Annotated in this window: 15 protein-coding genes; 2 read left to right on the plus strand and 13 right to left on the minus strand. The window is 69.9% G+C overall.

The window, feature by feature from the left end; all coding sequences use genetic code 11:
- The 8 genes from IEY69_RS20270 to IEY69_RS20305 form a co-directional block, all read right to left on the minus strand.
- Positions 1 to 2,099, minus strand: a 2,099-nt coding sequence (locus IEY69_RS20270) for a PKD domain-containing protein (protein WP_229784156.1), incomplete at its 3' end; no start/stop codon positions are given.
- 167 nt (positions 2,100 to 2,266) lie between these two features.
- Positions 2,267 to 3,640, minus strand: coding sequence for a hypothetical protein (locus IEY69_RS20275; protein WP_189074902.1), 1,374 nt, complete (start codon positions 3,638 to 3,640; stop codon positions 2,267 to 2,269).
- 494 nt (positions 3,641 to 4,134) lie between these two features.
- Positions 4,135 to 5,796, minus strand: coding sequence for a DUF7933 domain-containing protein (locus IEY69_RS20280; protein WP_189074903.1), 1,662 nt, complete (start codon positions 5,794 to 5,796; stop codon positions 4,135 to 4,137).
- Positions 5,797 to 5,826: 30 nt separating this feature from the next.
- Positions 5,827 to 8,997 carry a hypothetical protein gene (locus IEY69_RS20285; RefSeq protein WP_189074904.1) on the minus strand — a complete coding sequence of 1,057 codons (3,171 nt, stop codon included), beginning with the start codon at positions 8,995 to 8,997 and terminating at the stop codon, positions 5,827 to 5,829.
- Positions 8,994 to 10,778: an isopeptide-forming domain-containing fimbrial protein gene (locus IEY69_RS20290; protein WP_189074905.1), complete on the minus strand. Its 1,785-nt coding sequence runs from the start codon at positions 10,776 to 10,778 to the stop codon at positions 8,994 to 8,996. Before IEY69_RS20290 ends, IEY69_RS20285 begins: the two co-directional genes overlap by 4 nt.
- A gap of 336 nt (positions 10,779 to 11,114) precedes the next feature.
- Complete coding sequence (locus IEY69_RS22055) at positions 11,115 to 12,536, minus strand: hypothetical protein (RefSeq protein ID WP_189074906.1); 1,422 nt, start codon at positions 12,534 to 12,536, stop codon at positions 11,115 to 11,117.
- A 184-nt stretch (positions 12,537 to 12,720) separates the two neighbouring features.
- Complete coding sequence (locus IEY69_RS20300) at positions 12,721 to 14,283, minus strand: DUF11 domain-containing protein (RefSeq protein ID WP_189074907.1); 1,563 nt, start codon at positions 14,281 to 14,283, stop codon at positions 12,721 to 12,723.
- A gap of 30 nt (positions 14,284 to 14,313) precedes the next feature.
- Complete coding sequence (locus IEY69_RS20305) at positions 14,314 to 14,796, minus strand: hypothetical protein (protein WP_189074908.1); 483 nt, start codon at positions 14,794 to 14,796, stop codon at positions 14,314 to 14,316.
- Positions 14,797 to 15,298: 502 nt separating this feature from the next.
- Here IEY69_RS20305 and IEY69_RS20310 point away from each other — a divergent pair.
- Together IEY69_RS20310 and IEY69_RS20315 are read left to right on the plus strand one after the other, a co-directional pair.
- Positions 15,299 to 16,483, plus strand: coding sequence for an HD domain-containing phosphohydrolase (locus IEY69_RS20310; protein ID WP_229784157.1), 1,185 nt, complete (start codon positions 15,299 to 15,301; stop codon positions 16,481 to 16,483).
- A gap of 87 nt (positions 16,484 to 16,570) precedes the next feature.
- Positions 16,571 to 18,073, plus strand: coding sequence for a sensor domain-containing diguanylate cyclase (locus IEY69_RS20315; protein WP_189074909.1), 1,503 nt, complete (start codon positions 16,571 to 16,573; stop codon positions 18,071 to 18,073).
- Between the two features lie 764 nt (positions 18,074 to 18,837).
- On the opposite strand, the gene IEY69_RS20320 is transcribed toward IEY69_RS20315, so the two are convergent.
- The 5 genes from IEY69_RS20320 to IEY69_RS20340 form a co-directional block, all read right to left on the minus strand.
- Entirely contained in the window at positions 18,838 to 19,434 is a 597-nt protein-coding gene (locus tag IEY69_RS20320) for a response regulator transcription factor (protein WP_189074910.1), read from the minus strand.
- Entirely contained in the window at positions 19,431 to 20,531 is a 1,101-nt protein-coding gene (locus IEY69_RS20325; protein ID WP_189074911.1) for a sensor histidine kinase, read from the minus strand. Before IEY69_RS20325 ends, IEY69_RS20320 begins: the two co-directional genes overlap by 4 nt.
- Positions 20,532 to 20,548: 17 nt before the next feature.
- Positions 20,549 to 20,977, minus strand: coding sequence for a hypothetical protein (locus tag IEY69_RS20330; RefSeq protein WP_189074912.1), 429 nt, complete (start codon positions 20,975 to 20,977; stop codon positions 20,549 to 20,551).
- Entirely contained in the window at positions 20,974 to 21,309 is a 336-nt protein-coding gene (locus IEY69_RS20335) for a hypothetical protein (protein WP_189074913.1), read from the minus strand. The genes IEY69_RS20330 and IEY69_RS20335 overlap by 4 nt, the downstream gene beginning before the upstream one ends.
- An 878-nt stretch (positions 21,310 to 22,187) precedes the next feature.
- A complete protein-coding gene (locus IEY69_RS20340) occupies positions 22,188 to 25,001 on the minus strand; it encodes a sensor domain-containing protein (RefSeq protein ID WP_189074914.1) in 2,814 nt (937 codons plus the stop codon).
- Positions 25,002 to 25,357 lie beyond the last annotated feature (356 nt).

Consider the following 25,357-nt stretch of genomic DNA (forward strand, 5'->3'; position numbering starts at 1 on the left):
GTGGGAACGAGGTTCCCGAGGGTGGCGGTGAAGGCCGTGTCCGTCAGGCCCTGGGCGGGCGTGACATTCAGGGTGGGGGTGGGGACGCTCAGCGTCACGGTGGCTGTGGCGGCGGTCCCGCCGTCTGGCGTGACCGTCACCGTCTGCGTCCCGGGGGCACTGTAGGTATGCGTGAAAGTCATGGCGGGGCCGGTGGCCGTCAACCGCTCGGTAACCCCGGCGCCCCAGTCGATGGTGTAGGACACGCCCGTGAGCAGGCGACTGGCATTCAACGTGGCCGTCAGGGTGTCGGCGGTCAGGGCCAGGATGGGCGCGCCGGGTCTGACGGTCGCCGGGGCCGTGGTGGGGTTCACACCCGGGGTCGTCAGTTCCACCTGGTAGGTCCCGGGCGCCGCGAACGTGTGGGTCTGGGTGGCCTGCGTGCCCGTGGCGGTAAAGGTCACGGGCGCGGTACCGTCCTTCCAGTCCAGGGTGTACTGCAGGGTGGCGATCAGGTCCGCCATAGCGGCCGTGACCGCCTGATCGGTGTCCACGACCGGCGGCGTGATGGTCAGTCTGGGTGGCGAGGCGGTCACAGACACGGCTTCGCTGGCGGCGGCGCCACGGGTGGGCGTCACCGTCACCGTGTACGCGCCGGGTCTGGCGTAGGCGTGCGTGAGGGTCGTGGCCGGGCCCGTGGCGGTCAGTGGCTCGGGGGTTCCCTCACCCCAGTTGACGGTGTAGGCCGCGCCCGTCACGAGATTCTGCACCTGAAGGGTAACCGTCAGGCCCTGTTGGGTATGGCTCAGAACAGGGGCAGGCACCTGGACGGCCACGGTGGTGGTGCCCAGGGTCTGCCCACCGTTGGTCACGGTGATGGTGTAGTCCTGGGCCGCCGCGTAGGCGTGCGAGCGGGTGGTGCTCGTCTGGCCGGTGATCCCGGTCTCGACGGTGCCGTCTCCCCAGTTCACGTCATAGGTGGCCCCCGGTTCCAGCCCGGACAGGGTCAGGACGACCTGCTGACCGGCCAGAGGCTGCTGGGGACTGGCGCTCAGGGTGACGGCTCCCAGCGTGGCGGTATAGGCAATCGTGCTCAGGATGCCGGTGGTCGTGGGTGAGGTCGGGCCGTACACGTTGATCGTGTAGGTGCCGGGTGCCGAGTAGGCGTGGCTCTGCACGATCGGAGCGCAGCAGACCCCGGAGACGGTCCGGGGCAGCGCAGTGGTCTGGCTGTCGCCCCAGTCGATGGTGTAGTCCGTGTCGCCCTGAAGGAGCCGCAGGGACAGGTCTGCCTGCAGGGCCGTGCCGGTGACCGAGAGCTGAGGCGGCGGAGTCTTGAGCGTCACCTGGATGGGACTGACCGTTGGCGCGGTGGTGACACTGACGGTGTACGTTCCATCCTTGACGTAGGTGTGCCTCAGGAGAAATTCCTGAGGTGCGCCGCCGGGGACTGTGAAGCTCTCCGAGGAGCCGTCGCCCCACGCCACGGTGTGGGTGCTGCCCGGCATCAGATCCTTGACCACGACGGGCGTGACCGACAGCGACTCCGTCTGGTAGCCCTGAGGCACCCTGATGGTGGGGTCCAGGATCGTCACGGTTGACGTGCGCGTGGGGGCCGTGTAGGACGTGCCGGTCGCCACTGTCCCGATGGTATAGGTGCCTGCCTGGTTGTACGTGTGGTTGAACGTCCGGGTCGGCTGGCCGCTGACACCTCTCCACGATTCACTCCCGCCGTCTCCCCAGTCCAGCCGGTAGTTGACGGTGGGCGCACTGTTGTAGAAGCTGTACGTGGCCGGCGCGCCCTTGTAGACATACGCCGGATTCGTCGCGTCCGCTGTCAGTTTGGAAGGCGGGCTGAAGTTCTGAATGCTGTCGGTGTACACGTACGGAGTGCAGGTTCCCTGAATCTGGACGGACCAGTAGACGTCCGCCTTCAACACGCCGAGGTTGACGTAGCCCAGGTCACCAGGTGGGGTGTCGACGGTGTAATACCGGTACGTAATCGGATTGGTGTACTGCGCGAAGGCTACGTTAAATCGCTTCGACGTGCATCCTGAGGTATCCAGCACGCCGTACACTTCCTGGGCTTCTCCGCGAATCCGGGCAACGTCCTGACCCATGGGCGCCGATTCACCATCCGGCAACAGCGAGAAGCGCTGCGCACTCGCCAGGCCTCCTGTCAGGAACAGGGCCACGAGAACAAGCCGGAGTCCTGTCAGCCAATTGTGGGCCAGTCGTTCCCCTGGCCGCCAGTGTTGATTCATGGGTGTCCTCCACCGGTCCGCCATCAGAAGCGGTACCGGAGTCCCGCGCCGTAGCGCAGTCGAGTGGGTGTGGTGGCGCTGGACCCGGGCTCGTACCGGACGCTGGCCGACACGTCGAAGTTCTTCTGGACGGCGTACGCGGCCGTCAGGTCGGCGGAGCCGCTGAGCTGCCATGGGCCGGGCGCGGCGGGCAGCCCGCCACTGGCGGGACCGGCATGCTGCGTGGCGTTCAGGGCGAGGGTGGTGGTCAGGTCGAGGTTCCCACCCCGGTACCCGAAGGTGCCCGAGGCGTAGGCGCTCTGGTTCAGGCCCTGCCGCCGGTACCCTGCGGACAGCGAGCCGAACATGGGCGCCGCCTGACTGCTCACGGACGCGCCGACACTGAGGGCCGGATCGGCGTTCGGGCGGGTGGTGAGTGACGTGTTCGCAGTGATGTACACCGAACCGAGTTTCCCGGAGGCGTCGGCCGCGTACGTCACGTCCCGCGTGGCGGGGGTGACCGAGGCGCTGCCGCCCAGGCTCAGGTTGGGGCTCACCGTGGTCCGCACCCGGCCACTCACGGTGTATCCGGGCGGGGTGACGCTCACGCCCGCACCGACGCTCAGTTTGCCTCTGGGCGTGCCGCTGCCCAGCAGGGCACTGGCGTCGTACTGCAGGTCCGCACTGGCGGTGGCGGGAGAGGTGGACGTGACGGTGGCCGTCCCGGACAGGGTCAGGTCGTCCCGCAGCGCCGCCTGGGCCGACGCGCCGACGCTCCAGCGGGTCTTGCCGTCCGCCACCGAGACGCTCGGACTGGCGGACACCGACAGGGACTTGCGGCGGTAGTTCAGGGCGCCCGACAGGCTGGCGCTCCGCTGATCGCTGCTGAACGTACCGGCCCGGACGCCCACCTGCGTGGCCGATCCGGTCACGGAGCCCGTCAGCGTATCGGTGAACCGCACGCCCATGGTGGCCCCCCCGGTGTGCACCTGCGTGGACTGCGCGGGGGATTCGCTGCCGCTGTACGCGTAGTACGTCGACACCGACGAGATCGCCACGCCGCTCGGCGCCACGGTGGGTGAGTAGCTGTAACTGACCGTGCCGGACAGCGCCGTGGTGTCGCGGGCGCGGTCCACCTGACGTCGCGCCTGGACCTGCACGGCGTTCCGACCGGACGAGTACCGGGCCGTGACGCTCTGCTGCCGCGTGTCGGCGAGCAGGTCCGCGCCGTACTGGGCGGTCCCACCACCCGACGACTGAATCCTGAACTGCACGTTGACCGCGTCCAGGAACGTCTGGGGCGCCTGGACACTGTAGAACCTGACGTGAAACTCACCGCTGGCGCCGGCGTGACCGGCGAGCGCGAACACGCCGCACAGCGCCAGGCGAGCGGCGGCGCCGACTGAGGCAGTGGGCACCGGGAAGGGCAGGTGGGGCGACCGTGAAAACCACGTGGGCGCAGTGGAAGATGAGTTCAACTTGTCCGTCCTTTGGCAGGCCTCCAGTCGGACGTCCTGGCCAGGACCGTGCGCCCCGCAATTGAGAGTGCGCTGGGTCAACTGCTGAAGGTTGGCCGCAGTCTGACAAGCCAGGCGTAAAGAAAGCGTAAAGAAGCAGCTCATCGCTCAGATCGGCCCTGACGAGCTCCGCTGTCCCATCATGAGTCGCCCCGGCCCTGGCGCCGACCCTCACCGCTGTCAACCGCCGAAGGACCGGACCGCCCCCGAGTTGCATCGAGAGCTCAGGCCTGTGCTCTGGGCTGCAGCGCGGCAGAGTGAACCTCTCCAGCGGTTGTCAGTTCCGTCGAAGGGCCAACGCCACACCCTTGCACTCCACGTCCAACCGCATGAAGCAACTCCTCCCCGGTTCGGGAGGAGTTGGGAGAACAGCGCGGCGGGTCGCCGCGGGCGGATCACTTCACCTGCGCGATGAAACACACCTCCACGGTGGTGTTCGCGCTGTTGAACGGCAGGATGCTGACGGTCAGTTTCTGGCCCTGAACCGCCGTGCCGAACGCCTGGTAACTGGGCGTGCCCCCGTTGCGGGTGATCTTCAGGTCCTGGCCTGCGCCGTACCCCTGCGTGGCGCTACCCGTGACGAAACTCAGGGGAGCTTCCAGCGTGTCGGTGATGGTGGCGGCCGTCGCCGGTGCGTACCCGACGCCGGGATGCGTCGCCGTGATGCAGTACTCGATCAGATCCTTGGGTTTGGCATTGACGGTCGCGGTGCCGAGCGTCCCGTTCGGGTACAGCCGCTGGCGTTTGACGTTGGTGCCCGAGATCGGATCGTTCACGAGCAGCGCAGCAGTCGCGTTCGAGCCGTACGTTCCTGCGGTCGTTCGCAGGCTTCCACCCGGAATGATGTTCGTCTTCTGTCCTCGGGTGGTGCCCGTGACGGTCAGGGTGACCGTGCAACTACTGCCACTCTGGGGCACGCGGGTGCCAGTCGGAATCGTGACGCTGCCGGAGTTCGCGGCGGCTGTGATGATGGGTGTGCCGCCGCTGCTGCTGACGCAGGTGGTGCTGACATTTGGCGTGCTGGCCACCGTCACGCCAGAGGGAAGCGAATCGGTCAGGTCGGCTAGCAGGTAGGACGGACTGGGGTTGCCGCTGGAGAGCGTCAGGGTCAGGGTAGCGTTCTGGCCGGTCCGAATGGTGGTGGGTGATGAGTTGGGTGTGGTCGAGAACGCCTTGCTCACGATTGGAACATCAGGGAGGACGGCGCAGTCAGACAAATCAGTAAACCCGTTGCTGTTCGTTCCGAGGTCGGTGATCTGTCCATTTGCTGTGTTCAATTGACCGAACCCACCTCCGCCAGTTTTCGTGTAACTCAGGTAGACCGCGTTGTTGAGTGGGCTGATGCTGATGCCGTTGACAGATTTGACTGCCATGGCAGCGCCGCTCAGAGACAGACGAACGGCTGTACCATCCACGTTTGTTATCGATGTGGCGCCGACAGCGGGGATGGTGCCGAAATCCATGTAATAGGCTTGACCACTGCTGGCAACACCCCGATCTGCATCAATGGCAAGATACATTTTCCCGGCGAACGCAATAATATCACCAGAGGTTGTGGTTGTGCCGGCATTGGTTGCATCTGTTTTGCTGATTGATGCTCCAGCCGAATCGCGACCTGTAATGTTGATGGATATATTTGAAACAATTGATTTTGAAACCGTATCGACCTCTTTGATGGTGTAGTCGTTGTACATGATGAAGAGGCGCGGTTTGCTTTGCGTGTTGTCAAAAGTCGCCCCCACTGCCGATGCGGTGTATAGGCTATTGATCACGACCGTGGATGTACGATTGACCGTGTCAAATTGCACCAGATTGTTGGTGGTCCGGTCGATGTAATAGAGGGTGCCATCGGAAGGACTGAGAGCAAGGGCGTTGGCTGTCGTCAGGCCATTGAGTGCACTGATGCTATTGAAGACACCAGTATCCGTGTTGACCCATCCGATGTTCGGGGTCGCAGCGGCATCAATGCCGTACAGAGCAGTACAACCCGACGCTGCATAAGCTTCCGAGAGTGACAGTGAGGCGACCGCACACAACACCGTGCGCAGGAGCGTCACAGCCTTGCGACCTTCTTTGCTTCGCATCATTTATTTCCCTTCCGTGTGATCGGTGTCGTCGAGCAGGAAGTCCAGGCGCAGGTACGCGCCGGGCCGGGTGGGTTCGGCCGTGATGGGGGTGAAGCCGCCCACGTTGTAGCCGAGGGTGAGCATGGCGGGCGTGGCGAAACGCCAGGAGCCTTCCAGGGCGTAGGCGTGGGCGCTCAGGCCACTCTGGGTGTACAGCCCGCGGTACGCGGCGCCCAGCGCGAGGTCCTGCGTGAACCAGTACCGTCCGGCGAGGACGCCCTGGGCGGTCGCGTTGCCGGGGTCGGTGCTCTTGATGAGCGCGGCGAGGCCCAGGCGGACGTCGCCCCGGCCGGGGTTGACGGTGACGTTCGCTTCGGCGGTCACGTCGCTGCCGCGTTTGTCCTGGGCGTACTGGCCGGCGCGGACGCGCAGGTAGGCGGCGGCGTTCCACTGCTCTCCGCGGTACGTGGCGCCGAGGGCGTAGCGGTGCCCGGCGCCGGTGGTGGTGAAGGTGCTGAGGCCGTCGGCGGTGACGCCCCAGGGGGTCCGCAGGCGCTCGCCGGCGCGGGAGACGGAGAAGCGTACGGAGGTGCTGGGACCGCTGCGGTCGTCGCGGCTGAGGTCCACGCCGGCGGTGGCGACGGTGTTCGGGTCGGTGTAGCGCAGGTCGCCGGTCAGGGTCTGCGTGCCGGGCACGACCGTCAGGGTGCCGCCGACGTTCAGGCGGGGGGTGACGGGGAAGGTGGCCGAGACGCTGCCGCGCACCTCGCCGTCCCGGTCGTTGACGGTGGGCAGGCCGTACTCGAGGGCGGCGGTGTACGGTCCGGCGCGGCCTTCCAGGACGGCGCGGGCGCGGACGGTGAACGTGCCGCCGGTCAGCGTGCCCGACACCTTGGTGCCCACGGCGAGTTCCGTGCCGGGGGGCATGCGTTCAGGGAGTGGGACCTTGCGGGTGACCTGCGCGCTGTACTGGCCGTTGGCGGAGGTGAGTTGTTGCTGGGCGCTCAGGGTGGTCGTCCAGGGTCCGGCGGTCCAGCGGGCTCCGGCGGTGACGCCGGTGCCGCTCAGGTCGCCGGTGCCGGTGAACAGCCCGGCGGTGTATTCGCTGGTGCGGGTGGGGGTGTACACGGCGCCGACGCTGCCGCGCACGCCGAAGCTGGCGTCGCTGGTCTGCGCGCGGAGGCCGGCCTGGACGCTGAACGTGTCGCTCAGGGGTGCGCGGGCGGTGACGTTCACGGTGGAGCCGGGCGTGCCGGTGGCGGTGTAGCCGGTGAAGCCGGGCGTTTCGTGCGTGGCGGCGACGCTCACGCTGCCGCGGGGGCTGGCGGCGTCGGCGGTCACTTCGGCGCGTGTGCCGCTGGTGTTGAACGCGGCGCGGGCGTCCACGTGCAGCGTGCGGGGGCCCTGGCTGTCGGTGGCCACGTAGTGCACGCCGTACGTGAGGCGCTCGGCGCCGCTGGCGGTGGCGTTCAGGTGGACACCGGCGGCGCTGGTGGTGGTCAGCTCTCCGCGGGTGGTGGTGTGGGTCACGGCCAGCTGCGCGTGCGGGGTGACCTGCCGCGCGGCGGTGGGGCCGCGTGCGATGAGCTGCTGGGTGGTGTCCGTGTCGGGCGCGGGGAACAGCGGGCGGGTGAAGGTGATGAGGCCCTCGGCGTCGATCACGTAATCCCGCCCGGAGACGAGGCGCGTGTCGCGGGGCACGCCGCCGCGGGTGACGCGCAGCGTGAGTTGCGCGCGGGCCGGGTCGAGTTCGGCGGGCAGCTGCGCCAGTCGGGTGCCGTTGATCGGGACGGTCACGTCGAGGATGGAGCCCGCGTAGGGCGCGGCGGTCAGGTGCACCTGCGTCGCGCCCTTGGTGACGACGTTCAGGGCGTCGCCGAGCACGGGCGCGCCGAAGACCGGGTCGGTGGCGGCGTTGCGGGCATACACGGCGGTCACGTCCGGATGGTCGAAGCGGGCCGCGACGGGGCCGTCGGCCTGCAGTGGACGGGTGTTCCGGCTGGCGTCGCCCAGGCTGGGGAAGCGCACCTCGGCGGGCGTGTCGGTGTGCGCGCCGCTGGAGTCCACGACGGCGGTGAGCTGCCCGCCCAGGATGGGCGCTTCGATGGTGGCGCGGCCTTCGCCGTTGGCGTCGTTCGTCTGGCCCAGGCCGCTGATCGTGCCGCTGACGAGCGCGACGACCGTGCGCCGCTCGCGGGCGGTCACGGTGAGGTCCAGCGTGACGGGGTGGTTGTTCACGTCGAGGGTCAGGCGGGCGGGGCCGGGGGTGCTGGTGGGCGCGAAGGTCAGCGTGGCGCGGCCACCGTCGAGCCGCAGCTGATGCCCGGCCTGGGCGGGGTCGCCGTCCGGCGTGATCAGCGTGAGCGGTCCGGTGTCGGTGACGGTCAGGGTCGGCACGACGGTGGGTCGGCCCTGGGCGTCGGTCACGTCGAGCGTGACGGTCAGGGGCGTGAAGCCGTCGGCGAGCAGCGCCGAGCGGAGCAGGCGGGCGCTGGCGGCCACGCCGGCGACGGTGACGGTGACGCTGTCCTGCCCGGCCGGGGTGACGGCGGTGATGGTGTTCTCGCCCGGCTGGAGGGGCAGGGCGATGTACTCGCGGGTGGTCAGGCCGGTGCCGCTGTTGTCCACCCGCCGGCCGATCTGGGTGTCGGGGACGGCCTGACCGTTGACGAGCAGGGTGAACGGGCCGTTCAGCTCGCTGACGGTGGTGACGTTCGTGCTGGAGCGGCCGAGCGGGGCCGGTCCGGTGGAGGGGAACTGGATGATCCCGTCGCGGGGGGCCACGTCGGCTTCGGTCGCGGCGGCCGCGGGCGTCTGGAACGCACTGGTGCCGGCCAGGGTGTCGGTCAGGCCGGTGTCGTACTGCACGGCCACGCCGAGCTGGTCGGCCGGTACGGGGGCGTTGAAGGTCAGGGTCAGGGTGGTGCCGGGGTTGGGCACGGTCCAGCGGAGCAGGTCGCCGTCGGCGGCGGGCGTGTAGGTGGCCGCGCCGATCTGCACGGCGGTCACGCCCGTGCTGGCCGGAACGGTGAATTGCGCCTGCTGCACGCGGCCGGGCAGGGTGACGGTCAGGCGCTGGTCGCCGCTGGCCTGGTGGTCGCCGGGGCGGGGTTCGGGCGCGTCGGTGGTGGTCTGTGCTGCGGCGAGGCCGCTGAGCAGCAGGCTGGTGAGCAGCAGCGTGCCGGGTTTCATGGGCAGGTCACCTCCTCAGGGGTGGGGCGTGGGCCGGCCGGGAGGGGTCCGGTGCGGGCGTCGCGTGTCAGGCGGAGCACCTGGTCGCCCAGGCGGATGCAGGTGGGGTCGTGCAGGGCGCGGGCGGCGTAGCCGGTCGCGGTGAAGGTGACGGTGGCGTGCCCGCCGGTCCAGGTGTCGGCGCCCTGTACGGCCAGCTGGTTGGGGCGCAGCGGGAAGTCCTGGCTGGTCAGGGCGACGACGTCGGTGACGGCCGTGCCGGCGTTCCACAGGCGGTTCAGGGCGCGCTGGTCGGCCGGGGTGAACGGCACGCTGCGCGGATCGAGTCGCAGGGCCTGCAGGCCGGGGGTGACGTTGGCGAAGGCGTACAGGCCGTTGCTGTCGGTCAGCGCTTCGCGGCCGCCGGCCATCAGGATGCGGGCGCCGGGGACGGGCTGGTCGGGCGCGTCGAAGCGGCCGTTGCCGTTGCGGTCGACGTACACCCGGCCGATCAGGTCCTGGCCGCTGAAGCCGAGTTTGCGCCGCACGGTGACGCTCGCGGCGACGAGGTTGCTGGTGATGTTCGCGACGACGGTCCCCTGCCGGCCGAGGGCGCTGGCCAGGGCGCGGTTGCGGATGGGCTGGTCGATCGGTTCGACCGGGACGCGCGCGTCGTACGTGATGGTCACGCTCTCGCCGCTGCGCATGGTACCCACCGGAATGCGCAGCTGCCCGCCGTCCAGCGTGGCGGGAATGGCCTTGCCGTTCACGTTCACGGTGTCGGGGTACACGGTCAGTTGCGGGTCGGGGGTGTCGGTGACGACCGTGCTGGTGATGGCGGTGGTCGAGGGGTTGGTGACGACCAGCGCGTAGCTGATGCGCCCGCCGGGGTCGACCACGAGGGGCGAGACGGTCTTCTGGATGACGATGCGGGAGGTGAACACGCGAATCACGGCGGGTGGGGTGCTGGTGGCGGTGCCGCCCTCGTTGGTGGCGCTGGCGGTGTTGCTGACCTCGGTGTCGTCGTCGGTGCCGCTCTTGACGCGGGCGGTGAGGGTGTACGTGCGGGTTTCGCGCGGGGCGAGGTCGGTGCGCCAGGCCACGCGGGTGCGGCCGTCGCCGGTGGGGGTGGTGGTGACGCCCTCGTCGGGGCTGACGCTGGTGAAGGTCAGGGCGCTGCTGAGCACGTCTTCCACCGTGACGTCGGGCATGGTCACGTTTTCGGGGTTGGTCACGCGGATGGTGTACGTGACCGGCTGGCCTTCCTCGATGGTGGCGGCGCCGACGACGGTCTTGGTGATCAGGGGGGGCTGGTGCTGCGCGCCGAGGGTCAGGGTGGCCCGCAGGTCGCTGTCGCAGCCGCTGATCAGCGTGACGGTGTGCGTGCCGGAGGTGGCGACCGCACTCGTCACGAGGACCGTGACCGCCTGGTCCGGCTCGAGCGTGACGGTGCTGGCGGGCGCGTCGTCGGGCTGGCCGTTGCCGTTGAGGTCGGGCGTGACGGTGACCTGAACGCCGGCGCCGCTGACCTGCGCCTGCAGGGGGAAGGCGCGGGTGGCGTTGCCGGTGTTGCGCAGGGTGTACGGCACGGTGGTGGTGTCGCCGGGCCGGACGGCGCGGGAGGCGCGGTCGGGCGTGAGTTCGGCGGCGCAGACTGGCTGGACGGTCACGCGAACGGTGTTGCTGTCCAGCCGGCCGTCGGCGTCCTCGTACGTGGCGGTGTTTTCAATGACTTGCCCGGCGGGGGTCCCTGCGGCGATCAGCAGGGTGCTCAGGGCGGTCAGGGGCAGCAGTCGCTTCATGCGGGCGGGTCTCCAGAGGGATGAGGAGGTCGGGGCGGGGTCGGTGATACGTGCAGTAGAGCAAACGGGTGATCTCGGAAACGTCACGTCTGCGGGCCGTCTGGGCCGACGTGGGCGGGCGGGGCGATCCGTGCGGCTGCGGGGGTGGCCGCGTGGGGGCGCGTCCGGGAAAATGACGTGTGGGAAGGCATTCTCGCGTGAAGAGTGGGGGCGTGATCTCCGGGTGTGTGGGCCGGGGCAGACGTCCGGGCGGCGCGGGCCGGTACGTGAACTGGTGGAAGCGGGGTCGCTTCCACCAGTTCAGGGGCCGGATTCTGACGGATCCGTCACTCAGTCTTACTTCACCTTGACAATGATCACCAGGGTGAGGTTCTGGCCGGCGGACAGGCTGTCACTCGTGTTGACGGTGGCGTCGCTGTTGCTGTTCAGGCCGACGTACACGAATGGTCCGCTGGTGGTGGAGGTGCTGCTGGCGAGGGTGGTGGGCGCGGCGGTGTTCCACGTGGCGCGGTCGGCGCTGAACAGGATGCTGGCGCCGGTCTGGGTGGTGCTGCCGGTCACGCTGTAGAACTCGGTGTTGGTGGGCACGTAGTCGCGCAGGGTGGGGAACTTCAGGATGCCCGAGCCGTTGTTCGTGACGCGCACGGTGTAGCGCAGGTAGTCGCCGGGTTTGGCGCTGGTGCTGTTGGTGACGATGGTGCTGGTGCACGTGGCGCTGGTGCCGCAGTTGTCGACCATCTTGGTGACGGCGGCCGTGCCGCGCTGCACGGTCAGGGTGTCGGTGTCGCTGACCGGCGCCGCGCTGGTCACGTCGTTGCGTACGGTGGTGCTGGCGGCGGTGGCGGAGTACACGCTGATGGTGTTGGTGAAGCTCTGGCCGTCGGCGGCGCCCGCGGCGGGGGTGTAGGTCACGAGGATGGTGTAGGTCTGGCCGGCGGCGAGGTTCCCGGCGGCCTGCAGCGCGGCCTGCAGGCTGGCGTTGCTGACGCTGGTGCCGGTGCCGCTGTTCGTGACGGTGTAGGTGATCGTGCCGCTGGCGGCGGCGGTGCCGCCGATGGTGCTGGTGGCGCGCAGGTCGGCGGCGGTGACCGGGGTGTTGCCGGTGTTGGTCAGGGTGTGGGTGATCTGCGTGGCCACGTTGGGCTGCACGTTGACGCTGTTGTCGCCGTCGAGGGTGAAGCGGACGACGTTGATCGCGCTGATCTCGGCGACGTTGTTGTTGTCGATCACGGTGCCGTTGGCGACGCTGGTGGCGACCAGGTTGACGTAGGTGCTCTGGGAGCCGGGGGTGTTGGCGGGCACGGTGTACGTGACGAACAGCTTCACCTGCTGGTCGGCGGGCAGGTTGGCGACGCTGGTGACGACCGTGTCGCCAGGGCCGTAGACGCCGTCGCCGTTGTCCAGGTAGATGGTGGTGCCGGGGATGGGGTTGCCGTTGCCGTCCAGGACGGTGAGGTTGAAGCTGTCGGTGGCGTTGCCGTCGTTGGTCAGGGTGTAGGTGAGCACGGCGGTCTGACCGGGGGCGGCGGGGACCGTCTGGCCGGGCGCGGTGGTGGTGCCGTTGGGGCCGACGTTGGCGTTGTAGACCGAGGCGACGGTGATGTTGACGGGGGTGGTGTCGATGGTCTTGCTGGTGTTGTCGAAGTCGGTGTATTCGAACTGACCGATGTTCTGGATGGTCTGTCCGGCGGCGGTGCCGACGGCGGCGGCGCTGGTGGCGAGGGCGAGCAGGGCGGTGATCAGCAGGTTCTTCTTCATGGTGGACTCCTGAAACGGATGAAGGGGCGGTGAGTGGTGGCGCTGGACCTATGAAATCAGAGGGGGTCTCTCGTGTTTCTCTCGGAAAAAAGCCCGTTCTGGGGGGGGTGGAGGGGCCGTGGAGGGGTTTTGGGCGCCGGACGTCACAGGCTTGTCACTGAGGTCGTCCGTCCGGCGGGGGGGATCAGGGGTTCAGGCCGGCCGAGTCGAACGTGACCGTGTTGCCGACGGCGCCACTGGCGCTGCTGCCGGTGTTGCGCAGGTAGCCGACGATCTTGACCTGCAGGGTCTTGCCGCCGTCGAAGGTGTCGTTCTGGTCGATCACCGTGGCGCTGCCGCCGTTCTCGTAGGCGACGTAGACGGTGCTGCTGCCGCCGGTGATGGTGCCGAGCGTGGTGACGTCCGACGTCCAGGTCGTGCCGTTGACGCTGTACTTGATCGTTCCGCCGGTCATGGAGGTGGCCGCGCCGAGGGTGGTGGGGACGAAGTTGCTCGGCAGGGCGTCCTTGAGCCGGATGTTGTACAGCTTGCCGGTGCCGGTGTTGCTGGCGGTCAGGTAGTACACGACGTAGTCGCCGGGTTTGGCGCTGATGGCGGCGGTGCCGGCCGCGCCGATCGCGGGGCAGGTCGTGGAGGTGGTGCACAGGGCGACTTTCTTGCTGGCGCTGCCCACGCCGCGCTGCACGGTGGTGGTGTTCGTGATGATGCCCTGCGGGTCGCCCTGCGCGGCGTTGTTGAGGATGGTCGCGCCGCTGCTGACGAGTGGAGCGTACGCTTCGAGCCGCAGGGCGAGCGTGTCGCCGTCCTTGGCGCCGCTGTTCAGGCCGGCGGTCGCGTCGGGCGTGACGGTGACCGTGATGTCGAGGTTGGCGCCGGCGGCGAGCGTGTCCGTGGCGGCGGTGCCGATGGCGGCGTTGATGGCCGTTTCGAGGTCGGTGTTCGTGACGCTGCCCTTGGGTCCGACCACGGTGTAGGTCACGCCGAACGTGTTCGGGATGGCCGCGCCGTTGGTGGTGGTGGGGGTCACGGTCGCGGTGATCTCAGCGGCGGTCAGGGGCGTGTTGCCGGTGTTGGTCAGGCGGTCGGTGAACGTGACGGACGCGCCGGCCGCGACGGCTTTGGTCTGGGTGCTGGTCAGGCTCAGGTCCACCACGCGGCCCACCGTGATCTGCCCGACGTTGTTGGTGTCGGTCTTGGTGGTGTCGCCCACGCTGGTTCCGCTGAGGTTGAGCTGGTGCGCGGCGGCGGCGGCAGCGCCCCCGGTGGTGCCCGTGGGCACGGTGTAGCGTACGAAGACGGTGCGGGAGCCGTCGGCGGGCACGTTCGCCAGGCTGGTGACGAGGGTGTCGCCCGCGTCGTAGCTGCCGACGGTGCCGGTGGTCGAGTCGAGGTAGATGCCGACGATGTTGCTGCCCTGCGCGGTGGCGTTGGCGGCCAGGGCGGCGAGGTTGATGCTGTCCGTGCCGTTGCCGGTGTTGGTGACGGTGTAGGTGAGGGTGGCGGTCTGGCCGGGCAGCGCGGTGGTGGTCTGGCCGGGCGCGTCGGTGGTGCCGTCTGGCGTGATGCTGAGGCTGTACACCTGCTGCACGTTGATGTTCACGGTGTTCGAGGTGATGCCGGTAACGGAAGTGGTGCCGTCGTTCAGATCCAGCAGGGCGACGTTGCTGATGGTCGTGCCGGCGGGGGTGCCGGCCGCGCCGGCCGCGCCGGCCGTGAGGAGCAGGAGGGTCAGGAGGGTTTTACGCATGGGGCACCTGGGGGGTTGGGGGAGGGGGGCTCAGTTGACGCGGTAGCGCAGCTTGACGGTGACCTTGCCCTGCAGCTCACCGAATTCGTAGCGCACGAAGCGGTACTCGGCCGGGTCGGCGGTGACGGTCTTGGCGACCGATTTGCCGTTCTCGGTCACGGTGACGGTCTTGGTGGGCCTGGCCGCGTAGGGGCCGTCTTTGGTCAGGGCGAAGGAGATGGTGACGGCTTTGTTGTCGGCGCTGGCACTGCCGGGCAGGTAGGTGCCCTGCACGGGGATGCCGACGGTGTAGCGCGGGCCGGGGGCACCGGCCTTACGGGTGGGGAGGGTCACGACGTGCGTGCCCTGGAGGACCGCGCCGGGGTTGGCGGTCGCGGTGTCGGTGAGGGTCTCGACGCTCTTGCCGCCGACGGTGCTGACCGTGACGCGCTGGATGGTCTGGACCGGGGGGGTGAAGGCCGCGAGGGCGGTGGTGCCGAGGAGGGCGGCGGCCAGCAGGACGGATTTCAACATCAGAAAGGCTCCTTGGCGGGGTGGGCGAAGGTCGGGCGGGGAAGCAGGCTGTCCCAGACGGTCTGGGGCTCAGTGACTTACGCCGCAGAGTGTGGTTTTTTCGACCTTCCACACCTCTTACATGGCGGGGCCGCGCACCCGGGGGTGGGCGCGGTCAGTGCGGGCCGACTGGGGCAGGCCGGTTGAGGGTTTTGCCGCTCCTGGCGCGGGGCTGGTGTGTTGCGGGGGCAGTGCCGGGCGGGAGGGGCGGATGGGCATGTTCAGAAGACCGGCCGGCGCAGTGGGGGGCGGGAGCCCTGGAGATGTCTAGGCAACGTGTGGACCCTGGGCCGCCAGCTCCGGTCATGGCCACGAGCCCAGAACCGGCGTCTGATAAGGCGAAACATGTCGCCCGGCGCCAGCAGGAGCAGCGGGAGTCGACCTGTGACCGCGCGGCGCCGCACCGCCCGGCCCGGCCCGGTTGTAGCGATCTTGTGACAAGTTCAGGCCGAGCATCCCGGTCATGACGCACTCCGGGACGGCCCGCCGCACACCGATGGCCGCCGAGGGCCTCGCCGACCGCATCGTGCACCTCACCCAGGTGGCCCTGTGCGCGCCCGACCTGCCCAGCGGCATCGAACCGACCCTCGACGTGCTGATCCAGGACACCGCCGCCGTCGGCAGCGCGTACTTTCACCTGGAAGCGCAGGACCTGACCTTCCGCGTGCGCGCCGCCGCCGGCGCCCTGCCCGACGGCCCCGCCATGCAGGCCATCGTCACCCACGGCCTCCCCGCCGGCCTGCCGCTCCTTCAGGCGCTGCGGGACAGTCCGGTGCCGCTCTACTTCGAGGACACCGGCGCGTCGCCGGTCTCAGCCGGTTTTCCTGAACTCGGTGTCGCCAGTCTCGCCGCCGCGCCGGTCCGCGCCGCCAGCGGCGAACTGCTCGGCGCGTTCCTGATGCACACGTTCGTGCCGCACGAGTGGCACCCGGACGAACGGCGCCTCTTCCGCAGCATCGGCGCGACCCTCGCCACCCTCGGCGGTCGCCTGACCGCCGAGCGGCAGGCCCACACGGCGCGCGAGGCGGCCCTGCGGGCGCTCGGCCTGGCCCTCGAGGCGCGCGACCAGGAAACGCAGGGCCACACCGACCGCGTCACGGCCCTGACCGTCCGCCTCGCTGAACGCCTCGGCTGGACCGGCGAGCACCTGCAGGCGCTGCGCTGGGGCGCGTACCTGCACGACGTCGGCAAGATCGCCATTCCGGACCGCATCCTGCTCAAGCGCGGCTCACTGACGCTGAGCGAGCGGCAGGCCATGCAGCGACACGTACCGGAAGGCCTGCGGTTCGCTCAGGCGCTCGGGTTTCTGCCCCCCGTGGCCCTGCACGTGATTCAGGATCACCACGAGCAGTGGAGCGGCCGCGGCTACCCGCACGGCCGGCGCGGCACCGACATCAGCGAGGCGGGCCGCATCTTCGCCCTGTGCGACGTGTACGACGCCCTGACCAGCACGCGGCCCTACAAGGCCGCCTGGAGCGCCCAGGAGGCGGTCGCGGAACTGCAGGCGCAGGCCGGCCGGCACTTCGACCCGGACCTGCTGCCCGTGTTCCTGGACCTGCTGGCCGAGGGGACCACCGCGCAGCCCACAGAGACGGGAGCGTCGACCGGCGGGCCGGGTCACGCCCCCCGCCGCGCTGACCGGCGCTGACCCGCCTCACGTCAGCGCCGCAGGCCGCGCCCCTGGTGTCCCCCTGCCCCTAACCTGCCGCGGCGCCCACCCCGGTATCCTGCCAGGATGAAAGGTGCGCCCCTGCCCGCTGACGAGGCCGCTCGACTGCTCGACCTCGCCCGGTACCACGTGCTCGACACCGAGCGTGAGGAACCGTTCGAGCGGATCACCCGCCTCGCCGCGCGCCTGCTGCGCACGCCCGTCGCCATCATCAACTTCGTCGACCAGTACCGCCAGTGGGGCAAGGCCATGGTAGGCGTCGAGGACACCGAGGCCCGCCGTGAGCATTCCTTCTGCGCCTGGGCGATCGGCAGTGACGAACCGTTCGTGGTGGAAAACGCCCACGCCGACCCCCGGTTCCATGACAACCCGATGGTGACCGGCGACCCGCGCATCCACATGTACGCCGGCGCCCCCCTGGTCACGAACGCCGGGCACCGCATCGGCACGCTGTGCGTCACGGACACCTGCCACCACCCGATGTCAGCCGACGATCTGGCGGCCCTGCAGGACCTCGCGGCGCTGGCCATGCAGGAACTGGAACTGCGCCGCGGCCGGCTCGACGCGGCCCGCGCCGCCGACGCGCAGCGCCTGCAGGCCGAGGAGCTGCGCCGCACGCTGGCGCACGCGCGGGTGGTGGACGGCATCAGCAGCCTGATGGACCTCGACCTGCCGTTCGGGGACGCCCTGGAGACCGCCGCCGCGCTGGTCAGCGAGGCAGTCGGCGCGGACTTCACGGCCGTGCTCGAGTGGACCGGCAGCGAGTACTCGGTGAAGGTGCCCCGCACCGGTCAGGCCCTCACACCCGAGGTGCACGCCGCCGCCGAGGCCCTGCGGGGCGGGAATCAGGGCGTGCTGGGCGCGCTGGGTCACCTGACCAGCCCCCAGTACATCGACGACTACGCCCGGCACCCGGGCGCCCTGCCTGCCCTGGCAGCAGCGGGCGTGTCCTCGGTGGCGTACCTGCCGCTGGGCGCCGGAGAGACCCGGCCGCTGCTGCTCGCCGCGCGACTGGGGCAGAACGCGGTGCAGGGATGGCGCGTTCCGGACCGGGCGCTGCTGGAAGTCACCGCCCGCACCGTCGGGCACGCCCTGCGGCGCCAGGCGACCCTGGACCAGGCCCAGTCCCAGGCCCGGCAGGACGCCCTGACCGGCCTGTTCAACCGCCGGGCCTTCGACGAGGACCTGGGGACCACGCTGCCGCCCGCCACGCTGCTGGCCGTCATCGACCTCGACGGTCTCAAGAGCGTGAACGATCAGGAGGGACACGCGCAGGGCGACAAACTGCTGCAGGTGTTCGCGCAGGCCCTGCGGGCCGAAGTGGCCGCCCACGGTCAGGTGTACCGCCTGGGTGGCGACGAGTTTGCCGTCGTCAGTGAAGAGCACGTGGATACGGTGCTGGAATGGGTCGATCTCGCGGCCGGCGCGGCCAAGCAGGTGGTCCTGTCCCCCGTGGGGGCCAGTGTCGGCGTGGCCAGCTGGGCGGAAAGTGGCGCGCCCGACACGCTGCTCCACCTCGCAGACACCCGCATGTACGACATGAAGCGCCGCCGGCAGAACCGCCGCTGACCGTCATTCGGCGCGGACTTCACCACGTCTGGCAGATACCTCCAGACCGCTGAATCGAGAGGAGCGCGCACCCGTGAAGGGCAGCGACTGGACGTGGAGCCCTGGCTCGTGCTGTTGGTTTCAGGGTGGAACGGAACACCGCTGGTGTTGACGGCTTCCGGCTTGTGCACGCCGGCTCAGGAGCGGCGCCGCACCTGTGCAGGTCTGAAGACCTCACCGGCTGGTCCGGAGCGGCGGCGGCCCGCGTCGCCAGGGTGGCGTGACGCTGTTCTTTCATCAAAGAACAGCCGACAGGCGGCGTCCATGGCAACCGGAAAAGCCGTGCAGGGCGACGTGGGCGTCCCCATGGCCGGCGCGCGCAGTCCTCACCTTCCGGACTGGCGCCGGCAGCCCCACGCTGCGCCGAGCAGGCGGCATATCCGGCCGTCACAACCAGGCCGGGTCGGGGACCGAGCGATCCTGCGGCGGCTCCGGTCAGGCCGCCTGACAGCGGCGTTCGCCTCCACCCTGGAGCCAGCAGCACGCCGATGCCGCGTGCGACCCCTGCTTCCGCCAGACAGACTCGTGCTCGTCGGGTTGGCCGTGGACCAACTCGGTGTGCCGGTCAGCCTGGCCGCTGGTCGCGGCGCTGCCCTGGCGCCGGTGGGCCCGAGCCCCCGCGCTGTCCGTGAGCTCCGGTGACCTGGGGGGAGCCACCGGTCTCTGTCCTCAGCGTGGGTGTCCGGTGTGGGAAGGGAACCCCTCACCGCACTGGACCACTTCTGTCACAACCAGCCCTCCATCCTGGCTCTGCGCGCCGCTTCCACCCTGTTCCTGACGCCCAGCTTGCCGATGATCTCCGACAGGTGGTTCCGGACTGTTCCGGCCCGCAGGCCGGTCGCCGCCGCAATGTCCTGCGTCGCCGTGCCGGTCTCGGCGAGGCGCAGGACGTCCCGTTCACGCGGCGTGAGCGGGCAGGGCTGGCCCGACCCGTGCGGCGGTGCGGTCATCACGATCAGGCCGGCGTGCACCTGCCGCAGGGCCGTCGCCAGCTCACGGGCCGGCGTGTCCTTGAGCAGGTATCCGCTGACCTGCGCCTGCAGGGCCCTCTCGCGGTACGTGACGTGACCGAAGGTCGTCAGGAGCACCACGCGGGTCGCCGGGGCCGTCCGCTGCAGCTGTTCGGCGACGTCCAGGCCACTGAGGCCCGGCATCTCGATATCGGCCAGCAGGATGTCCGGGCGCACGTCATGAACGGCCGCGAGGGCGTCAGCGCCGCACGCGACCTCCCGGATCACGCTCAGGTCCGGCTGGAGGTTCAGCAGGGTCGTCAGCGCCTCCCGGAAGAGCCGCTGGTTATCAGCCAGGACCAGGCGAATCACAGCGGCAGTGTAGCCGGCCGGGTGGGGAGCGTCACGGTGATGTGCGTCCCGCCCTCGCCAGTGACCGTCACCGTGCCGCCCAGCAGCTGCGCCCGCTCCTGCATGCCCCGCAGGCCCTGCCCGGGCGTCAGGTCGCCCCCCAGCCCGTCGTCGTGGATGCGGCACACGAGCGTGTCGCCCTCCTGCTGGAGGTGCAGGTGCATCCGTGACGCCCGCGCGTGACGCACGACGTTCGTCGCGGCTTCCCGGATCAGCAGCGCCAGGGCGTGCTCGGTGGGCGCGTCCAGGGGGAGTGCCGGAGCGTCCACCTCGAAGTCCACGCCCGCCGCGCCCAGCGCCCAGCGGGCCCGGGTCAGTTCCACCTGCACGTTGCCGCCCTGGTACCCCTGCACCAGGGCCCGCAGTTCACTCAGGGCGTCCCGCGCCACCTGGTCCAGGTCCCGCAGTTCCTGCCGCACCCGGAGGTCCGGTGTGGCCAGCAGCGCGTCGATGACCTCCACCTTGATCCGCAGGACACTGAGCTGATGCCCCAGCAGGTCGTGCAGGTCCCGCGCGATCCGCTGCCGCTCCGCCTCCGCGCCCCGCGCCGCGTCCTGCGCCGCCTGAGTGCGCTGCGCCTGACGGTGCCGGTACCCGAGGTGGCACAGCACGCTGCTGAGGCCGAGCCACAAGCCCAGCGGAATCAGCCACTGCAGGGCCACGGGCGTGAACTGCCCGGTGATCACCGGATGAAACAGCGCCCCGGTCGCCAGGACGTTCAGGCCCAGCAGGGAGCGGCGCGGCTGAAACCCGATCAGGCAGCCACTGAAGATCAGCAGCACGGCACTACCGTTCGGAATAAGGTCCAGGGTCAGCAGGTAGACCGCCAGCGTCACGATCCACGCGACGAGCGCCTGCCGCTCCGCCGCGTCGGCGTCCCGTTCCCGGGCGAACGTGATCAGGTACGCCCCGGCAAACACCGTCAGTCCACCCAGGAGGCGCGTCTGGTCCGCCAGGCCGTGAGGCCGCGTCCAGAACTCCAGAAGCGGCATGGCCAGAAACGCGAGGCACAGCACAGAGACGACCGGCCACGGCGACACCCGGGTGATCCGCTTCACCAGTGGCCGGTCGCGTTTCAGAAGCGGTACCCGATCTCCACCGTGGCCGTCAGACCGGCCCGTCCCGTGGTCAGGCCGGCTCGTCGCCGCGCCGCGCCGTACCCACCCGCCTCCACGGACAGGTCCGCTCCGCGTGCCAGCGGCCAGCGGTACCCGAGCGTCACGGCTCCCCCGTACTCTGTGGCGCTCTCATGCCAGCCAGCGTACCCGGTGGAGGAGACGTACAGCCCGGCCCGGCCCGGGGACAGGAACCAGCGGCTGCCGGCCGAGACACTCCAGAGGTCGCTGCGCAGACTCAGGCCAAACTGCGAGGCGCCGCGCGCCCCGACCGGCACCTCCAGCACCACGCCGGCTCCCTGCAGGACGCTCCCCGCGACGGCCACCCGCGTGGCGCCGGCCTGTGCGCCGATCAGGAGCGCCAGGCAGGCCAGTGCGGAACGCCTCACGACGCGCACCAGACGTGTTTCCGGGCGCAGAACGACGCGCGGCGCAGCACGTACGCGGCCAGCGGGTCCCAGCGCACGCCACTCTGCCGCTCCGCCCGCAAGATTGCCTGCGTGTACCCGGCGCTGCGCACTTCCACGCCGCCGTTCAGACCGGTCCGTTCGATCAGCGTGTGCCCCTGGAACGGACCCTGGAGAATCTGAGAAGCGCGCACCGACGAGCCCGGAGGGGCCGACATGAACAGCAGACGCGCCGCGGGAGCCAGCTCCTGCCAGGCGTAGGCCCCGGCGTTCAGCATCAGTGACCAGCCGTCGGTGCTCTCCAGTCGGGCCACGCTGACCCGGGCGTGAGGGCTGGCCGGCCAGTGCCAGACCCGGAGTGGGATGCCCGCGCCAATGGACGCGGCGTGCACTTCGGCCGGGCGGAACCGATCAGGTTCACGAATGACGTCACGAAGTTCAGCGGGAGAGGGATGGAACATCATAGAGGGACCTCCGAACGCCGACGCGGCCGGTGAAGACCAGCGCGGCGAGGTCGAGTGTGCCGCTCACCGGGGAACGTGCACCAGTGTGCGGTGTCAGGTGCGGCGTGACACCTGTCACCTCGGCGTGCCGACGGGACCGCACCTGACCCTGCGGGAGCAGGCGGCCCGCATCACCCGGACCTCGACCAGAGCGCCGCGAAGGGAGCCGACTCGGTGCCGGGCGCGACGCCTCTGCCGGTCACGGTCGGGACCTGCACCGGGCGCAGGTCCCGACCGCCGCTCCAGTCGACCTGACGAGGGGGCGCAGGGCACTGTCCAGTAGGGGCCTGAACTGCGGCCGCGCACTGGATCGTGCGGGAAGCCCACCGCAGCGGTGAGGTCCTGCTGCCGCGCCCGGTGGTCACGTCGATACCCGGCATGGGGGTGGACCGCCCGCTCCCCGTGGACCGCACCGCAGTGGAGCGCCTCGTCGAGATCGCCGGGGGACTGGTCACCCTCTGCCAGCAGAGTTCAGAGGTCTTGAGGGTAGCCCTCGATCCCTCTGAATCAAGCGGAGCGAGCACCTGACCACACCAGCGGTCGGAAGTGGAATGGAAGGGCGTGCTGTTGGCCCCAGGGTGGAACTGAACACCGCTGTGAACGCACGAGAGGGGCTGGTCAGGCGGGGCGGACCCCAGCCCCCCTGGACACCGGCCGCCCGGCCGGTCTGGGCGGCCGGGTCGCCCCGGTCAGTGCCGCACCGGACGGTCGCGGCGCCACGCGTCCACCTGCTGGGCACTCATCGGCCGCGCGTGGAGGTACCCCTGCGCCCGCTCGCAGCCCAGGTCCAGCAGCAGGTCCTGCTGCTCCTGCGTCTCCACGCCCTCCGCGATCACGTGCAGGCCCAGCGCCTGCCCCAACCCGATCACGGCACTCAGAACCGTGTGCACGGGCTTTTCCGGCGTCGGCATGAAGGACCGGTCGATTTTCAACGTGTCGATCGGGAACGCCTGCAGGTAACTCAGGCTGGAGTACCCCGTCCCGAAATCATCCAGGGACAGGTGCACACCCAGCCCCTTGAGGTCCGCCAGCATCTGTCCCACGCGCGACACGTCATGCAGCAGCAGGCTCTCCGTGACCTCCAGTTCCAGCAGGTGCGGGGCGAGCCCGCTGGCCGCCAGCACGTCCCGGACCGTTCTCGCGAATCCCGGCGCGGCGAACTGCACCGCGGACACGTTCACCGCCACCCGCACCGGCTGCCCGGCCTGTTCCCACTGCCGGGCCTGCCGGACGGCCTCCCGCAGGACCCAGGTGCCCAGGGGCATCATCACGCCGGAGCGCTCTGCCAGCGGAACGAAGACCCCCGGGGACACCACCCGGCCGTCCGGCATCGTCCAGCGCAGCAGCGCCTCGACGCCCACGAGGCCACCCGTGCGGGCGTTCACCTGAGGCTGGTACGCCAGGTGCAGCTGCTCGCCCTGCACGGCGAGTTTCAGCGCGGCCGTCAGGGACTGCTGATCCCGGAGCTGCTCGTTGAGCGGCGCGTCGAAAAACCGCAGGCAATTGCGGCCGTCCGCTTTCGCCCGGTACATGGCCGCGTCCGCGTGCCGGATCAGCTCTTCGGCGTCACCGCCGTCCTGCGGGTAGATGGCCACGCCCACACTGCTCGTGATGGTGACCGAGTGATCGTCCAGCTGAAACGGCCGCGTCAGTGTGCGCAGCAGGCGCTCTCCCACGGCCTGCACCTCGGGCGCGGTGAGCGGCTCGGGCAGCAGGATCAGGAATTCGTCCCCGCCCTGCCGGGCGATCACGTCCGACCCGCGCACCTCCTGCTGCAGCCGGGCGGCCACCTGCCGCAGCAGCTCGTCGCCCAGCGCGTGCCCGAGCGTGTCGTTCACCTGCTTGAACTCGTCCAGGTCCACGAACATCACCGCGAACGACTGTTCCGTCCGGGCGGCCTGCGCGACCGCGCCGGACAGGTGCTCGAGGAGCGTCGTCCGGTTCGGCAGTCCCGTCAGGTGATCGTGACGCGCGAGGTGACTCATCCGCCGCGCCAGCTGCTGCTTTTCCGTCACGTCATGAAAGACGATCACGCCCCCGAGCAGATCTCCGCTCGGTCCGAAGATCGGCGCGGCAGAATCCTCGATGTGCGAGACCGCGCCCAGGCGACTGCGCACCGTCGCCTCCGAGGACAGGCCCACCACCGTGCGGTCCCGCAGCGCCACCCGCAGTGGATTGAGGACCGCGCGGTTCTGACGCGGATCCACGAGGGGCAGCACCGTCTCCACCGTGCGGCCCAGCGCCTCCTCGATGCGCCAGCCCGTCAGGCGCTGAGCGACCGGGTTCATGAACGTCACCCGTCCATCCGGGTTGGTGGTAATCACGCCGTCCCCGATGGAATCCAACGTGATGCGCGCCAGTTCCCGCTGCTCCTCCAGGTCCTGCTGCGTGCGGCGGAAGGTGGTGATGTCCGTGCCCAGAACGTAGAATCCGCGCACGGTCCGCCCGCGCGTGTCGGGGATGTACTGCACGTGCGTGTCCATCACCCGGCCGTCCGCGGTGGTGTGCCGCCGCTCGAACGACTGCGGTTCGCCGCGCAGGACCCGTTCGATGAACGGCCGGTTGCGCTGATAGGTATCCTCGCCGATCACTTCGCTGATGTGCCGTCCCCGCAGGACGTCCGGCCGCTTGCCGTACCAGTCGAAGTACCGCTGATTCCCGAACCGGTTGTGCAGGTTCGCGTCCCAGTACCCCACCACGCCCGGCAGGTGATCGAGCAGCACCTGCAGGTCCTGCTGGGTCTGCATCCGCTCCTCCATGTCCGACAGCGTCCCGGCCAGCCGTGCGGGCCGCCCGGCCGCGTCCCGGCTCACGACGCGGCCCCGCAGGGCCCGCCACGCCCAGTGCCCATCAGGCCGCAGCACGCGGTGCACGGCGTCCAGTTTCGGGCGCGTGCCGGTCAGGTGTTCGCGCACCTGCGCCCGCACGGCCGGCCGGTCATCCGGATGCAGGTGCCGCCACCACCAGCGCAGCGTCACGGTCCGCGCCGTGGGGTCATGCGCCATCAGGGCCGTCCAGCGGTCGGTCACCTGGACGGCAGGCTCCCCGACGCGCCAGTTCCACACGCCGTCCTCGGTCGCCTGGACGGCCACGTTGAGCTGCTCACTCAGTGTCCGGACCTGCTCCGTCTGGGCGCGCTCCTGCGTGACATCCCGCGCCTGGGTCACGAAGAAGGCCGGGCGGCCTTCGGCGTCCGTCACCGCCGCGACGTACACGTCCACCCAGATCACGCCGCCCGTGCGGGGCAGGTACCGCTTGACGACCGCGTAGTCATGCCGGACGCCTTCTCTGAGATCGGTCAGCGCCACCTGGTCGGCAGAGACGTCGTCCGGGTGCGTGAACTGCTGAAAACTCTGCCCCGGGAGGTCCTGGGCGGGAACACCCAGCATGCCTGCCAGGGCCTCGTTGACGGTGACGAATCGGCCGTCCAGTCCGACAAGGGCCATGCCCTGCCGGGCGTGCTGGAAGACGACGTCGAACATTTTCGCGTGATGTTCAGGCATGCGGGCAGGCTCCTGGGGCACAGATGCAAATTGAGAAGACGACTGGACGGCGAGTTTCGTTTCGAGGGAGTGAGGTCCAGAGTACCCGGAGTGAGCCGCGCGCACTGTTCACTGCTTGCCTCCCGACTCCTGGCCACCGGGGGTGCCCCCGTCCAGATCCGGTCCTCTGGACGGCATCTGTGGATCAGGAGAGGGTCGGCAACCGAGTTCCCCCGTCTCGCCTCAGCCGCGGGACGGTCCCGGCAGACGCCGCGCCCCCGGCGCTGGGCGGTGGTCGCTCATGCCGCCTGCCGCCGCAGGGCGTGCCCGATCGTCCGGGCGGCCACGTCCAGCAGCGCCCGGTCCTGCGCCCGCCA

Origin of the sequence: Deinococcus sedimenti (assembly GCF_014648135.1) — a bacterium.
In the GTDB taxonomy this organism is placed as follows: domain Bacteria; phylum Deinococcota; class Deinococci; order Deinococcales; family Deinococcaceae; genus Deinococcus; species Deinococcus sedimenti.

What these genes read in the sequence shown, in the direction of transcription:
- IEY69_RS20290 (WP_189074905.1), bottom strand. Translation starts at nt 10,778, where the DNA reads ATGAAGCGACTGCTGCCCCTGACCGCCCTGAGCACCCTGCTGATCGCC.
- IEY69_RS20285 (WP_189074904.1), bottom strand. Translation starts at nt 8,997, where the DNA reads ATGAAACCCGGCACGCTGCTGCTCACCAGCCTGCTGCTCAGCGGCCTC.
- IEY69_RS20300 (WP_189074907.1), bottom strand. Translation starts at nt 14,283, where the DNA reads ATGCGTAAAACCCTCCTGACCCTCCTGCTCCTCACGGCCGGCGCGGCC.
- IEY69_RS20310 (WP_229784157.1), top strand. Translation starts at nt 15,299, where the DNA reads ATGACGCACTCCGGGACGGCCCGCCGCACACCGATGGCCGCCGAGGGC.
- IEY69_RS20315 (WP_189074909.1), top strand. Translation starts at nt 16,571, where the DNA reads ATGAAAGGTGCGCCCCTGCCCGCTGACGAGGCCGCTCGACTGCTCGAC.
- IEY69_RS20305 (WP_189074908.1), bottom strand. Translation starts at nt 14,796, where the DNA reads ATGTTGAAATCCGTCCTGCTGGCCGCCGCCCTCCTCGGCACCACCGCC.
- IEY69_RS22055 (WP_189074906.1), bottom strand. Translation starts at nt 12,536, where the DNA reads ATGAAGAAGAACCTGCTGATCACCGCCCTGCTCGCCCTCGCCACCAGC.
- IEY69_RS20340 (WP_189074914.1), bottom strand. Translation starts at nt 25,001, where the DNA reads ATGCCTGAACATCACGCGAAAATGTTCGACGTCGTCTTCCAGCACGCC.